Genomic DNA, 14520 nt, shown 5'->3' on the forward strand with positions numbered 1-14520 from the left:
CGGCGTGCGGCGACCCGGAAGCCAAGCGCAGCCATCCGCATTGTCAGCACAGCCAGTAAGCAGGTATTCAGCAAATCACCTGATGATGGATGATTTCTGCCGGGCAAAGAGGCGATTGGGGGAAACGGTGACCTTAGGCTGTGCATATGATGCATCGCGAGCGCACGCGATCGCCGCTGGCGCGGTCGTTGGACCGCGGGCTCGTGCTGATCGCCGCGTCCGGCGTGCTGCTTGCCGGTATCTTCCTCGCCTTAGTGCTCCCGATCACTCCGATCGCGTGGCTGATTCTGCTGTTCACCCTTGCATTCTTTGTGTATCTGGCAGGCGGATTGCTTGCCTGGCGGCTACGTCCGAGCAATGGTATGGGGCCGCTGATCATCCTGTGTGGTTACGCACTGTTCCTCGGCGGCTTGGGCAACACGGAGACCGCGGGGCTCGACGTCGTCGGCGAGGCGTGCACGACCCTGGTGTTCGCGGTGACCCTGCATCTGCTGATCGCCTTTCCGTCGGGTCGGTTACATGGCTGGTTCGAGCGGGCAACGGTGATCGCCGGGTACGTGGTCGCGCTGGTCTTACAGGCGCCCTTGTACCTTTTCGACGGCACCGGGGATGTCGGAGCCATGACGATCGCTGGCAGGCCAGACCTCGTCACGCTTGGGACCTGGGTGCAGCGCGGGGCTGGCGCCATCGTCACCATGGCAACCGCCGTGATTCTGATCGAACGCCTGCGGCGCAGCGACCGAACGCATCGACGGGTCTTGATCCCACTATTCGGCTACGCGATCTTCGCCGTGCTGTTCGTCTCGTTCGGCTCGAATGTGCTCGACGCACTTTTCGGCCCGGTGCCCTATCTGCGGCCGGCCGCACAGGTGGTCGTGTTGGGCGGGATACCGATCGCGTTTGCGCTCTGTGTGCTGCGGGGCGGTTTCGCGCGCACCGGTGAACTCCAGGAGCTCGGCGCCTGGCTTGGCACGGCCAGCGATGCACGGCCGCAGCTGACCAGTGCCGTGGCCCGAACGCTCGGCGACGACACATTGCGAGTCGTGTTCTGGGTCGCAGAGCGCGGAGCGTTCGTCGACGCAGACGGCCACGCCGCAACGCTGCCCGCGGATAGCCCCGATCGTGAATTGGTCGAAATCGAACTAGATGGGCGATTGGTCGGCGCGATCGAATACGATTCCATGCTGATCGGCGACCCGGCTTTGGTGCGCACGGCGGGTCGGGTCGTCGCGATCGCCGTCGACCGGGAAAGACTTACGGTTGAACTCCTCGCGAGCCAGCAGGCACTGCTGAAATCGCGTTCACGGCTGGTCGAAGCAGCCGATCGGGAACGTCGCCGGATCGCACAAGACCTTCACGACGGGCTGCAGGTGCAACTGGTACTGCTCGCTTTGCAGGCCGGGCAACTCGCTCGCGCAGCTGAAGCTTCACGCCTGGTGCGTGAGGGTGCAACGACGTTGCGCGTGGGCATCGACGGCGCCGCCGCAGACCTGCGCCGTATCGTGCACGCCGTCATGCCTGCTGCGCTGATCGAGCAGGGACTGTCGGCCGCGGCAGAAGATCTCGTCGACCAGATGCCCGTGCCGACGAAACTCGACATCGAACTGGATGACGGGGCGCTGTCGGCCTCCGTTGAGAGCACCGCATACTTCGTCATCGCGGAAGGCCTCACGAACGCACTCAAACACTCCGAAGCGACGGCCTTCGCCGTTCACCTCGAGCGCGTGAACGACCTGTTGCTCATCGAGATCCGGGACGATGGCGTCGGCGGAGCGACCCCCACTCGAGGAACGGGCCTGCGCGGGTTGAGCGACCGCGTTGACGTGGTCGGCGGTCGCCTGCAGATCGAAAGCGAACCGGGCAGGGGAACCCACCTTCGTGTGGAGTTGCCATGCACGTCGTGATCGCAGAAGAAGAGACGCTACTGAGGCAGGGGCTGCAGCAGATCATGCAGCAATTCGGCTTCGACGTCGATGCGGCGGTCACCGATACCGAACAGGTCGAGAGGGCAGTGAATCGGCACCATCCGAATATCGTCATCTCGGACATCCGGATGCCGCCGACGCACACCGACGAAGGGCTGAGGGAGGCGTTGCACATTCGCGCCGCGTATCCGCAGACGGCCGTCATGGTGCTCTCCCAGGACGTGCAACGGCGTGACGCGCGGGAGTTGCTCGACGGCCACCCCGGCGGAGTTGGCTATCTGTTGCAACAGCGCATCGCAGACGTTGACACGTTCTGTGCCGACGTGAGCCGGGTCGCGGCAGGCGGAACGGCTCTGGACCCGGTGGTCGTTGCCGTCATGGTCGCGCGGTCCCGCCTGACGGATGGCGGGGTCGGCCGCCTCGCCCCCCGTCAGCGCGAGGTTCTCAGCCTGATGGCTGAGGGCAGAGGCATCGCGTGGATCGCCTCTCAACTGCGGTTGGGCGAGCACGCCGTCGAACAGCACACGGCGGACATCTGCGAGGCGCTCGGCCTGCCGGCTGGGGACGATCACCAGCAACGCGTGTTCGCCGTAATCCGCTACCTCGCCGGCTGACGCTGAACTTTCCTCACACATAGACCTAGGTCTATTGCAGCGGGGATGCCGGGTGACGACAGTGAACAAGGAGCGCTGTGGGTGTCACCCGAGACGCTGTGGGCGCAAGAGGACTGCGAAATGAAAATGAAGAAAGCATTCGGTGCTGTCACGATGGCGGCGTCCCTGAGCCTGTTGGGGGCCTTGTTGATGCCGCTGGCCGCGCAGGCGGACACTCCCGCCGCCAGCTCGCCACCATCGACGTCGACCGCAAGCACGACCGCAGGGCCCACCACACCGTCGATACCGGGCACGACGCACCCCTCGTCAACCGCAGCACCTGAGGCACCGGCGACACCGACGTCCACACCCACGCCGAGTACTCCACCAGCGCCACATGTCGACGGCGCCGCTCCCCAGACCGGCGCTCCGACGCCCGGCGACACCAATTCCGCGCCGATCGACTCGCCAGCACCGCCAGCAGTGAGTAGTCTGCTCGCCACGGCACCGAATGCGGTGTCTTCGTCGCCGATCGACTTCACCGCAGACGGGATATTCACGGTGACCGCCAGCGTCAACAAGGTAGGCCTGACCGACGGTCACTATGTCAAGAAATCATCGATCGGAACGTTCAGCAAGAGCGTTCCCATCGAGATCGCCGGATCGACAACCGTCTATGATGCACGCAGCCGCTTCAGCTCCAACAATCCGCTTTTCGGCGATTTCACCTACCAGATCGTCATGATGGGTGTTCGGACCGGCTACTGGATTAGGGCGCACACCACCACGACCGACCTGCTCGGACTCGGTGGCAGCTGTTACGTCTACGCCGGGGACCCCGGCGACGCGGATGTGCCCGCGGCCGACCCCGCACCCTTCACGTGCGACAGCACGGTGGTGCAAGACTTTTCACCGTATTTCGAGTACTACCACGGCAGCGTCAATTTCTCAGTCGCTCTCAACAATCAAGCGGAAGTGCAAGGTTCCGTCCAGACCAAAGGCGGGGTCTCGCTCGAATCCGGTTACTGGGAGATCAGCACACCGTACGCCGACTTGGGCGCGCCCTCCGTTGCGGCGAACGGCTCGACGTCTTTCGACTCGGTATATCGCGACGGAGACGTTCTCCCAGTCCATCCGCACATGGCCAAGGGGACATTCATCTACCAGATCAGCACCAACGGCCTGAAGCAGAACTACTGGGTATTGGGCTGGGCATCAAACGACCGCCAGTCCACATTCCGGCACGATGCCGAATGTTACATCTTCGCTCAGAACCCGCTCGGCTACCTCGACAACCCCTCGTCGATGAAGCCACTCACCGTTGCGCCGTTCACCTGCACGGCGCAAGGCTTCAACCGTCCCGATCGCGGGCATTGGGTGGTCGACTTCGTCATCGCTCCGACGGTTGTCCGTGTTCTCCCCGACAACGGGCAGAACCGGTCGCTGAGAAACAGCCTGGTTCAAGCGCACTGTACGACAGAAGACCTGAGTGACTGCGGGCTGGTGCTCGCCAAAGTGACACGGGCGCAAAGCGACCCGGTCATGGCCAGCGCCCTCTATCAAAACGCCAGTGCCGATGTGACGCTGCACGAGCACACGGCAATATCGAAGACGATCGGCACAACCAACACAGTCGGTGTCAAGGTCGGCGTGTCGGCGAAGTTCATGGGCCTCTTCGAGGCCAGCATCGAGGCGAGTTATTCGTACACGCTCACCGATTCCACAACGGTCACCGACGACAAGAACTTCGATGTTCCGCCGCTCACAACGGCCTGGTTCGAGGCGTCGACCGAGGTGGCAACCGCCGTCGGAGATCTCTACATTCGAGACAACGGTGTTGTGTACAAGGTCATCAATGCCGGTGCGGTCTTTCCGATCAAGAACGGCGCCAGTTCTGTGACGTTCCACACCGACGGCTATGTGCCGAACCCGCAGAAGAAGGCGATGCTGAGCGGGTCGGTGCGCACGAACACTGGTACGACTCTGTCGACGCCGCTGAGCCTGATCAACGGGGCGTACGCACTGCCGCTCACCGATATCGCCTCGCCGGTTCGCGACGTTTCGACTGCCGGAGCCCCGTCGGTCGGCGAGAACAGCTCCACCACCTGGTCCACGGTAGAAACGATCGTCGATCCGCACGACACCGGCGGCGCAGAAGCCGAGGGCTCCTTCACCTATCAGATCGCCGCAGACGGCGCTCCGACTGCATACTGGGTGACCGGCACAGGCGACACCTGGGCTGCAGATGGAAATCCCGCCGCGGCATGCGTGATCTACCATGGCAACCCGGCCGACGGTGGTGCGGCGGCCGCTGATGCGCCGTACCAGTGCCTGACCACGATCGGCCCAGCGGATGAGAACGGCACCGTCAACGCGACCTTCACCGTCTCGCCACGGTCGGCTTCGGTGACGCCGGACGGCACAACGACGCCGCCGGCCGAGATCGCACCAGTGGGTTCGACGACGGACATGCTGTCACCGTCGGCGCCAGCATCCAGTCGGATCAGCGGTCTTGCATCCACCGGCTCGTCCCTAGACCCGGCACCTTATCTGGCCGGGCTACTCGCCCTGCTGCTGGGTGCCGGACTACTCATTGCCGCACGCAACCCACAACATCGAAAAGAGTCACGTAGATGAAGAGCAAGAGAGTATTCGGCGCCGTCACCATGGCGGCATCTCTGAGCCTGTTCGGCGCGCTGCTGCTGCCGCTGGCCGCGCAGGCCGACACGGCCACACCCGGTGACCCGCCCCCTCCGGCGATCACGACATCCGCCACGCCGTCAGACACCGCCACACCATCAGACACCGCCACACCCGCCCCGAGCACGAGCGACCGGAGCCTGGCGGTGCCCACACCCACGACAACACCGAGCGCGACGCCCACGCCGTCACCCAGTGAACCACCCAGTGAGCCGCCGGCAGCGCAAACGCCGGGCCTGGATGCGCTACAGGCACCACCGGCACCCAACATGCCAGTGGCAGAGGCAGGCACGGTCCATTCGGACACCACCGCGTCAGTCACACTGTCCCAGGTAACGTTGTCGAACGGCCATCTTCTGGCACCGGCACCTAACGGATCGCCGAGCCAGATGCCGACCACCGTGACCACGGCAGCTGACGTTCTCACCGTCTCCGGCGACTACGGATCCGGAGATTGGCCGAAAGGTTCGTTCACCTATCAGATCGACATGCTCGGGCAGCCAACCGGATACTGGATTCAGGCCACCTTCTACGGGCCGTCGGTCAATTGGAACCCGAGAGGTTCCTGTTACGTATTCCAAGGGGATCCCGGCGCGGGAGGCACGCCGGCGAACCCGGCGCCGTTTACCTGTGACACGTCCGTACGGAATGCGTTGCCGGAAGGTCAGATCAGCTACCGGATCGGCCTCAACAAGGCGGCTGAGGCACAAGGAATCATCAACACGCAGGGCCCGATCGCCCTCAAGGATGGGGAGTTCGAGTCGAATAACATTCCCTACCACGTCGATGGAAGCGCCACGGTCGGCGTGAACAGCAGCACCAGCTTCGACGTTGTGCTGCGTGATGGGGACGCCCCGATCGAGCCGAAACTTGCTTTGACGACCTTCGTCTATCGCATCGTCGACGCCGGAGTGGCCAGCCCCTTCTGGGTCGCGGGCTGGTCACAGAACTATCGCGGCACACGGTATGCCCCAGAAGCCAAGTGCTTCATTTATGACCAGGACCCCGTCAAGGCGAGCGTCGGCCTGAAGTCTCTCAAGCCGGTAGCGGTCTCTCCATATGACTGCCAGAAGACGTCGGACAGGTTCGTGGGCGGCGGTCGCGGCGACTACGAAGCAACGTTCGCGGTGACCAGGAGGGCGATGACCGTTGTCAGCCAACCGCTGGCACAGAAAGAATTGGTCAATCGGGTTTGCACTGCACACATCGACGAATGCGGCCTGTCGCTGGCAACCGTTCAGGACACGTATGGCACAGGTTTTCCGGTCACCAGCGTCATCAACAATGCCACAAGTAGTGACGTGACCGAGTCGCTCACAACAACAGGTGCGCAGAGTGTCACCAACTCGGGCGGCTTCGAAATCGACATCACTGCCGGGGCCGCGTCGCCTCTCGGCTATAAGTTCGAGACCACGCTGAAGGTGCACTACGAGCGGTCAGTCACGGAGACAACCACGACCAGTCAGACGGTCGGGATGACGATCCACCCTGGAAAACGCGGGTGGATCGAGGGGACACCGCCGATGCTGCACACCGTGGGTGAAATCATCGTGCACGACGGAGACCGGTACTTCGACGTGACGAACGTCGTTACCGACTTTCCCAACACAACGATCAAGCACAACCAGTGGGGACTCACGCCCATGACGGTCGATCTGCCGACCACCGACCGCAAGAAGATCACGCTGCAGGGCACCGTGTCGACGAAAAACGGCACGGGCTCCACCGATGCGGTGAGTCTGGCCAGTGGCACATACTCTCTGCCGCTAACCGCCAGCACCGAGTTGGTCCACGATACCTCCGCCCCGGGCGACGCGGCCGTTCAGGCGAGCGGTTCGACCGTCTGGTCCACGACGGATGAGGTCACCGATCTGGCCAAAACCGGCGGGGCCATCGCGCATGGCTCATTCCAATACCAGATTGTCCAGGCCGGCGTGCCCACAAACTACTGGGTCACCGGAACAGGCATGACGTGGAACCCGGGCGGCGCCCCGTCCGCCACCTGCGCCATCTTCGACGGCGCCCCGAACCTCGGCGGCGTTGCCGCCGGGCCGGACGCGCCCTATCAGTGCGCGGCCAGTATCAGCGCGGCCGATGCCAGTGGGCTCGTCAACGCGACATACACGGTGTCACGACGCGGCGACGCAAGCACACCGGGCGAGCCAGGGGATGCCACGCCCGGAGGTGGGGCGGCCCCAGTCATTCCCGCTGCTCCCACCCAGTCGCTCACGCCCACGTCGACCAGGTCAAGTTCATTGGCATCCACCGGTTCGTCTGTGGACGGCACGCCATTCCTGGTCGGCATCATCGCTCTGCTCCTCGGAGCCGGTCTCATAATCACAGGGAAGGCAAGCCGCAACAGACGGCGCGCGCGTCGCGGCTGACGCCACGTCGAGCGAACAAGGGGAAAGCCGGTCCGTGATTCGAACACGGGCCGGCTGACGCTGAGGCTTCCTCACGCATGGACCTAGGTCTATTGCAGCCGCATAGGCCCGGCGACGACAGTGAGAAGTAGCACTGTGGGTGTGACCCGAGGCTCTGCCGGGGCAAGAGGACTGCGAAATGAAAAAGAAGAAGGCGTTCAGTGCGTCACGATGGCCGCCGCATTCAGCAGTGCCAGCACCGGCCCGGTGATCACGTTGAGCCAGAACCTGGTGGGGACAACGCAGGACCCCCTGATCGCTGTCCGCGCCGGCGCGTCGGTCACCCTCGAACTGCACGGGAACAAACTTGAACTCAACACTCCCGACAACAGCCAGCTACCCGCATTGGGCGTGCCGGTCGGGACTGCGCTGACGATCGAAGATACCGTCTGCGGCGGCTCGCTCACTGTAAAGGCCAGAGGCGGCGGTGCCGGGATAGGCGAAGGTTTCGCTGGATCCAGCGGGACGATCACCATCCACGAAAGCACGGTCATCGCGAGCGGCCCTGCGACCGGCGGCTTCCGCAATCGGCGGGGGGACCAATGGTTCCTTTCTGCAAATCTCGATCGGCTACGGCAGCTCTGTGAGGGCCACTGGCGGAAGCGATACGGGCAGCGGTACCGGGATCGGCAGCGCCCCCGACGGACAGGGTGCGGCTGTCGACATCGGCGGTAGCGTGGTGACGGCGACCGGCGGCTTCCGCAGTGCGGGAATCGGGGGAGGCAAGGCAGAGCAAGGGAACGACTGGGTTCAGATCCGCGGCAGCGTGGTGACCGCAATCGGTGACGGTGGAGCCGGCATCAGCGGCGACGGTAACGGGGGCACTCCACCGCAGGCGAACGCCGGGCCGGTGTTCGCGGCATCCTTCGAGATCGGACAAGTACCGTTCCCGGCGGCCGCAACGAGGTGGGGGTACACGTTCGACAGCTGGTACACCGCCGCGGTCGGCGGCACGCGGGTGGTCGAGACCACCGACCTGGGCGTCGACGGCCCGCAGAGTCTCACCCTGTTCGCCCGGTGGAGTAGGAACGGGGCGATCGGGTCTCCAGAACCAGGAACACCAGGTGGTTCGCAAGGCGGCGCCGGCGTAGCACCGGTATCTGTGTCTCCCTCGAGCGGATCCGACGGCACGGCGCTGGCCAGTACAGGTTCGAACACTGCTGACTGGCCCCTGGTCGGGCTCGGATTGCTCGTCGCCGGTGGTATTGCACTCGTTGCGCGCCGGTCGTTCAGCGGAACGTGTCGTCAGCCGATCGAGTCCAATTCGGCGAGCAATTCCCACCACAGCCCGGGCTCGACCGGATACGGCGCATTGAACGACACCCGCGAGGCGATCTCGCCGAAGCGCTCGACCAGTTGGGCGGCAACCTCACGCGGAGTGCCCGTGACCGCGAACTCGGCCAGCACCTCGTCGTCGATCATGGCGCCCATCGCATCCCATTCGCCCCGCTGGGATGCCGGATGCAAGCGCTCGTGCAGGCCCGCCCAGCCGTGCAGATCGAGTACCCCCCGGTACGCCGGGGTCGAACCGTAGAAGGCGATCTGCTTCTTCGTGGCAAGCGCCGCGGCATCCTGTTGCGCCTGCGTCTCACCGATCACCACGAAGGCGGGCACGCCGATGCCGAGCATGTGCGGATCACGGCCTGCGGCCGCGCGGCCGCGCTGCAACGCCGGGATGCTTACTTCCTCCAGATAACGCTTGGTCGTGAAGCTGTGGCTGAGAAATCCGTCAGCCACGCGCCCGGCGACCTCGGTCATCCGCTCGCCGACGCCCGCGATCAGGATCGGTGGCGTTCCGTTCGGATTCGGACCGGGGTCGAAGAACGGCGTCATGAGCGTGTGCTGATAGAACTCACCGCGGAAGTTAAGCCGGTCACCGCTCGCCCAACTGTGCCAGATCGCGCGGACCGCTTCCACGAATTCGGCCATTCGTTTGGCCGGCTGAGACCAGGTCATCGAGAACCGGCGTTCGATGTGCGGGCGCACCTGCGAGCCGAGCCCGAGCATGAACCGTCCGTGCGAGACGGTGGCGAGGTCGTTCGCGGTCACCGCCACCGTCATCGGGTTGCGTGCGAACGCGACGGCGATGGCACTGCCCAATCGAATCCGTTCCGTGCGACGGGCGGCGAGCGTGAGCCCGACGAACGGATCGTGCTGAGTTTCGGTGGCGAGGGCGCCGTCGTAGCCGTCGGACTCGGCCGCGATCGCTCCCGCCTCGACCGCAACCGGGTCGCCCGACGCATCACCGCCCGCGTCGATGTGGAACCGACGGTGCGGATGTGCGCGCTCGAGAGTGAAGTCTACGGCCGGTGGCTCGCCTGCGTCTTCCGGTGAATCGGTCATGCTCACCATCATCACACCGTCGCGCACGGTGCGCGGGCCGCCGCTCAGAACTTCAGAACCGGATTGTCCGGCGAATTGGGGGCAGCGGAGCGCGCGGCATACGGATGACCAGTCACCTGCGCGAGCGCGGACGTCAGCGAATCGGTCACGGACAGATGCGGCTGAGCAAAGCTGAAACTCGCGCCGGTGGCTTCGACGACGATGGTGGTGTCGATGGCCGGGTTGTACATGACGATGGTGCTGTAACCGAAGATGTCACCGGGGTGGCCGATCCAGCCGTCCTTGCACGCGATCGTGTCACCGTAGAACGTGCCGGCCCCGAGAGTGGACGTCTTCAGGGATTCCAGGCGTTTCACCTGTTCAGCTGCCGGCAGAACACCCTGCCCGGTGGCCAGAACCCGGCCCCAGGCGAGAACATCGTCCAGGCGGCTGGTCATGGCACCTGCTGCCCAGCCCCACGACGAGTTCCAGTTCGTCGCATCCGCCCAGGTGCCGGTCGCTGACCGACCGGGGATTCCGCCCTCGGCCAGAAAATCATTGAGTTGGTCGGTGTAGCCGGTCGCGTGAGGGCTCGGGAATGATGCATCGGTGGGCAGCGTCGTCGAGTTCAGGTGGAGCGGATCGAGAATCTGCGTCTTGATCACCTCGGTCAGAGTCTTGCCCGTGGCCTGCTCGATCGCCAGCCCGAGCAGGATCGTGTTGATGTTGGCGTAGCGCATGTTCGTTCCCGGCGGGAACTGGGTGGGCATCGCCCATGACGCGGCCAGCAACTGGTCCGGTGTCCACTGCGTGTCCGGGGCGCTGAAAAACGCCTTCAGCCACGCCGGATTCGTGTCGTAACCGCCCAGCCCGCTGGTCATGGTGACCAGCTCCCGCAGGCTGATGTGCGATCCGTTGGGCACGTTCGGCACGTAGTCGTCGATCGGATCGTCCAGCGACAGCTTGCCCTGGTCGGCCAACTGCAGCAGTGCCGTGCCGACGAACGTCTTCGTGATCGACCCGATGCGCTGATACATGTCGGTGGTCACCGGTGCCCCGGTCGCGGCATCTGCGACGCCGTAGGTTTTCGACCAGGTTCCCTTCGGGCCGCGCACGCTGACGATCGCCGCGGGCGCAGACGCTTTCAGCGGGGCATAGGCGGCCGTTGCCGCGGCTTCGTACTCGGTAGCGAGAGCGGCCGGCACCGGTTTGGTCGACTGGGTGTTCTTGGCGGTTACGACTTTCTTCGGATTCGGCACGCACGCCGCGGCGGAACCGGCGACTGGTATCACGCTTGATGAACTCGAGTCGCCCGACGATGCCGGGGTGGATGCTGCGGTGCCGGTCGTGCACCCGCCAACCGCAAGCAGCACCGCTACGCCCAAACCGAGCACGCCCAAGTGGTGTCGATGGCCGGCGACGCGTGCCCGTTTCGTGAGCCCTGGTTGCGGTTCGCGGTTCTAGGCGGTCTCGTTCATGTCACCCTCTCGCGCCGAGACCCACCGTTGCGTGCGGTGATAAGCGCGAGCCCCTGCTGCTGCCAGCGTGCCAGCACGGTGTGCCGGGCGCCATAGACCTAGGCCCCGTCTTCACCCGACAGACCGGCTGGCGGCGCTGATGAGAAATGTCTCATATCCGTCTCCTGCGCGTCTCATCAACCGCAACCAAACTCGAAACACGGGCCGCAGTTGGCCTGCGAGAGAAAGGTAACAACCAGAAGATGAAGATGCTGACGAAGGTTGTCGTGGCCACCGCGACGGGAGTTCTCAGTGTGGGTCTAGCCACGGCTGGCGCATTTGCGGCGACGGGGTCTCTCTCTGTCACCGACGCTCCCGGCCAAGTTCTCAAGCTCGACGGTGTCGGCCCGGCGGCGAATCACGCGAACCAGCAGGCGCTGTCGCACGCGAGCAAACACGCGAAGGGTCTATTCGGCACCTCGACGGCCGTTCCGACTCCCACGGAAGCGCCCAGCGTGACGGCACCCACCTCGGGTGAGGCTACCGCGGACACCAGCACCACCGTAAAGGCCACGACGCCGAGTAATGGCGTCGTTCCGAGGACCGCAGCGCAGGATGCATCCACAGTGAAAGGCAGCCAAACCGGCAGCGAAATCAGCACCTGGGCGAAGTCCAATGGTGGCGCGCAGGTCGTGGCACCCCCGGCCGCGGTTGATATTCAGGGCCGCGCGGACGTGAAGCTAGGCCGATAGGCCGGTAGACCGCCGCACGAGTTCGTTACCCGAACCACTCGTGCGGCGCTGAGCGGGGAGGTGTTCGGGTGATGTCTCCCCGCTCGAGCTTTTGCCTCAATTTGCGGGCATCTGCTCAGGCTGCCGATATTAATGCAGTCGGTACCCCATTCCGCGCACCGTGTCGATGTGCTCGGTCCCGATCTTGGCGCGCAGATATCTGACGTAGACCTCGACGACATTCGAACCCGGGTCGAAGTCGATTCCCCAGACTCGGCTGAGAAGCTGTTCACGACTCAGCACCTGACCCGGATGTAACAGAAATTCCTCTGCAAGAGCGAACTCGCGTGCCGAAAGGTCGACCAGTGAGCCGTCGACGCGAATGCGCCGGCTTCGCAGGTCGAGTTCCAGCCCTGGCACGCTGAGCGTAGTGTCCTGCGCCGGTCGCGCATCCTTAAGTCGCAACCGCACGCGGGCAAGCAGTTCGTCGAATCTGAACGGTTTGGCCAAATAGTCGTCCGCGCCGTTCTCCAGGCTGGCGACGACATCCTGACTGGATGCGCGAGCCGTCAGCACGATGATCGCAATCGGGTTTCCCTCGCCCCTCAGCGTCTCCATCACGGTGAAACCATCGATACCGGGCAGCCCGATGTCCAGAATCAGAAGATCATGCGCGCCCGTTCGCGCTTCGTCAAGGGCGTGCCGGCCGTCTGCCGTGGTCGCAACCGAGAAGCCGGCCGCTCGTAGGCCCTTCTCGACAAATGCCGTGATGCGCTGTTCATCCTCCGCGATCAGTATCCTGCTCATTCACTCTCTTCCCGCCGGTCATTCTCGTGCGCTGGCTCGATTCCAGGGGACACGGGAATGCGCATCGTGAATGTGGAACCGTGAGGAGAAGTGGACAGCTCGACGCCTCCTCCGTGCGCACTGACGATTGCAGACACGATCGCGAGACCCAGCCCTGAACCGTTCGCGTCGCGCGAAGCGTCGAGACGAACGAATCGCTCGAACACCCGTGCGCGTTCGTCGGCTGCGATTCCGGGGCCTTCGTCTCGAACCCAGAAGCGAAGCTCGTCCTGGAGTCTGCCCTTCGCCCGACCGCTGCCCAGCCTGATCGCGCCGCCGGGCGTCGAGTATTTGACGGCATTCTCTGCCAACTGAAGCCAGGCCTGCGTGACGCGATGGATGTCCAATTCTGCTTCGCCCGTCGCGGTCCCCTCGATCGACCACGGACGAGCGGGCGCCAGAACGCTCGCTTTGGCGAGGGTCAGGGTTGTCAACTCCTCGAGGTCGACCGGCCGCCGTACCACGAAGCCTGGGCCGCGAGACTCTGCAAGCAGGGAGATCTGCGCGACGAGCTCGTTCATCCTGTCGAGTTCATCGATCGCGAGTTCTCGCGTCGCTTCGACGTCGCGCTGCTGCGTCGCATCCATGAGTTCGAGGTGACCTCGCACGATCGTGATCGGGGTTTTTAGCTCGTGCCCGACGTCATCGAGCAATCGGCGTTGTGCGGTGAAGGACTGTTCCAGACGATCGAACATCAGATTGATCGTGGCCGTCAACCGCGAGATGTCATCATTGCCGGTGACCGGTATCCGTTGGGTCAGATCGCGGGCGGAATTGCGGGCGGCGGCCTCGCCGAGCAATCGAAGCGGACGCAACAATCGTCCTGCCACGAACCAGGCCACGACGCCGATAACGATCAAGGCACCCGCCGCGACGAATGCGTAGATCTGAAACGACTCTGCGATCGCCTGGAGGATGGCATCGAGATCGTACGCTGCAATGTACAGCCCGGTGCTGGTGTCTCCTGCAACGGAGACAGGAACGATGATGTAGCGGATCGTGGCCGTCGGCGTCTTCGCCGTGCCCATCACGACATTCGGCGGGTGGGCTTCAGACACAAAGCGCTGCACGAGCGCCTTGTCTTCGTCCATGCGGAACGGAAGGCTTCCAGCCGGCATGAGAGCGGCCTTGCCGTCGATGATTCCGAGCACACTCTCGTTCTGGGCGGGTGCGTTCTGCTGGATGGCGTCCCGCAGGAGTTGATCGACAGTCTTCGCCTGCGGGGACTCTCGCGACGCCACCGCCTTGAGATCGGTGACGCTGCGAACGAGGTCGGTGTCCACCTGGGAAAGCGCACGTTGACGCTGAACGAAGAAGGTGGCAACGCCGGATGCAAGGAGACCGAGCGCAGCGACTAGGAGGATGGTGACGACGATGCGCGACCGCACCGAGAGCACGCGTCTCTCGTCGCGAACAGCCGTGTGCCGCCGAGATCTCATGCCGACGCCCATTCGACCATTATCTACAGAGCTGTGCCGACGTTCGGACAGGCCAGATGAGATCCCTCTCATCTGAGCAGTCAT

10 protein-coding genes and 1 pseudogene are annotated in these 14520 nt (G+C 64.2%); 6 read left to right on the top strand and 5 right to left on the bottom strand.

Features of this window, described 5'->3' with window-relative positions; genetic code table 11:
• Nucleotides 1-146: 146 nt before the first annotated feature.
• The 4 genes from QU604_RS21100 to QU604_RS21115 all read left to right on the top strand — a co-directional run bounded on the left by QU604_RS21100 (nt 147) and on the right by QU604_RS21115 (nt 7602).
• Nucleotides 147-1904, top strand: a complete 1758-nt coding sequence (locus QU604_RS21100) for a sensor histidine kinase (RefSeq protein ID WP_308466567.1) — start codon at nt 147-149, stop codon at nt 1902-1904.
• A complete protein-coding gene (locus QU604_RS21105; protein WP_308466568.1) occupies nt 1892-2539 on the top strand; it encodes a response regulator in 648 nt (215 codons plus the stop codon). Before QU604_RS21100 ends, QU604_RS21105 begins: the two co-directional genes overlap by 13 nt.
• 120 nt (nt 2540-2659) lie before the next feature.
• The gene (locus tag QU604_RS21110) at nt 2660-5155 is read left to right on the top strand and encodes a hypothetical protein (protein ID WP_308466569.1); all 2496 of its coding nucleotides are present in this window, start codon (nt 2660-2662) and stop codon (nt 5153-5155) included.
• Nucleotides 5152-7602 (top strand): hypothetical protein, encoded by a 2451-nt coding sequence (locus tag QU604_RS21115; protein WP_308466570.1) that lies wholly within the window; start codon nt 5152-5154, stop codon nt 7600-7602. The genes QU604_RS21110 and QU604_RS21115 overlap by 4 nt, the downstream gene beginning before the upstream one ends.
• A 197-nt stretch (nt 7603-7799) precedes the next feature.
• Here QU604_RS21115 and QU604_RS21120 read toward each other — a convergent pair whose 3' ends face one another.
• On the bottom strand, nt 7800-7925 hold the full coding sequence (locus QU604_RS21120) for a hypothetical protein (protein WP_308466571.1): 126 nt from the start codon (nt 7923-7925) through the stop codon (nt 7800-7802).
• Between the two features lie 566 nt (nt 7926-8491).
• Between QU604_RS21120 and QU604_RS22295 the strand changes: the two are divergent.
• Nucleotides 8492-8611 (top strand): annotated as a pseudogene (locus QU604_RS22295) (hypothetical protein); the annotation flags it as partial.
• A gap of 275 nt (nt 8612-8886) precedes the next feature.
• On the opposite strand, the gene QU604_RS21130 reads toward QU604_RS22295, so the two are convergent.
• Nucleotides 8887-9984, bottom strand: a complete 1098-nt coding sequence (locus QU604_RS21130) for a TIGR03617 family F420-dependent LLM class oxidoreductase (protein ID WP_308466573.1) — start codon at nt 9982-9984, stop codon at nt 8887-8889.
• 44 nt (nt 9985-10028) lie between these two features.
• Entirely contained in the window at nt 10029-11357 is a 1329-nt protein-coding gene (locus QU604_RS21135) for a serine hydrolase domain-containing protein (RefSeq protein WP_308466574.1), read from the bottom strand.
• 326 nt (nt 11358-11683) lie between these two features.
• Between QU604_RS21135 and QU604_RS21140 the strand changes: the two genes are divergently transcribed.
• Entirely contained in the window at nt 11684-12172 is a 489-nt protein-coding gene (locus tag QU604_RS21140) for a hypothetical protein (protein WP_308466575.1), read from the top strand.
• Between the two features lie 129 nt (nt 12173-12301).
• Here the strand turns inward: QU604_RS21140 and QU604_RS21145 are convergent, their stop codons facing one another.
• Together QU604_RS21145 and QU604_RS21150 are read right to left on the bottom strand one after the other, a co-directional pair.
• Entirely contained in the window at nt 12302-12958 is a 657-nt protein-coding gene (locus QU604_RS21145; protein WP_308466576.1) for a response regulator transcription factor, read from the bottom strand.
• Complete coding sequence (locus QU604_RS21150) at nt 12955-14448, bottom strand: sensor histidine kinase (protein ID WP_308466577.1); 1494 nt, start codon at nt 14446-14448, stop codon at nt 12955-12957. The genes QU604_RS21145 and QU604_RS21150 overlap by 4 nt, the downstream gene beginning before the upstream one ends.
• Between the last annotated feature and the right edge of the window lie 72 nt (nt 14449-14520).

This window comes from Rathayibacter sp. SW19 (assembly GCF_030866825.1).
Taxonomy (GTDB): domain Bacteria; phylum Actinomycetota; class Actinomycetes; order Actinomycetales; family Microbacteriaceae; genus Rathayibacter_A; species Rathayibacter_A soli.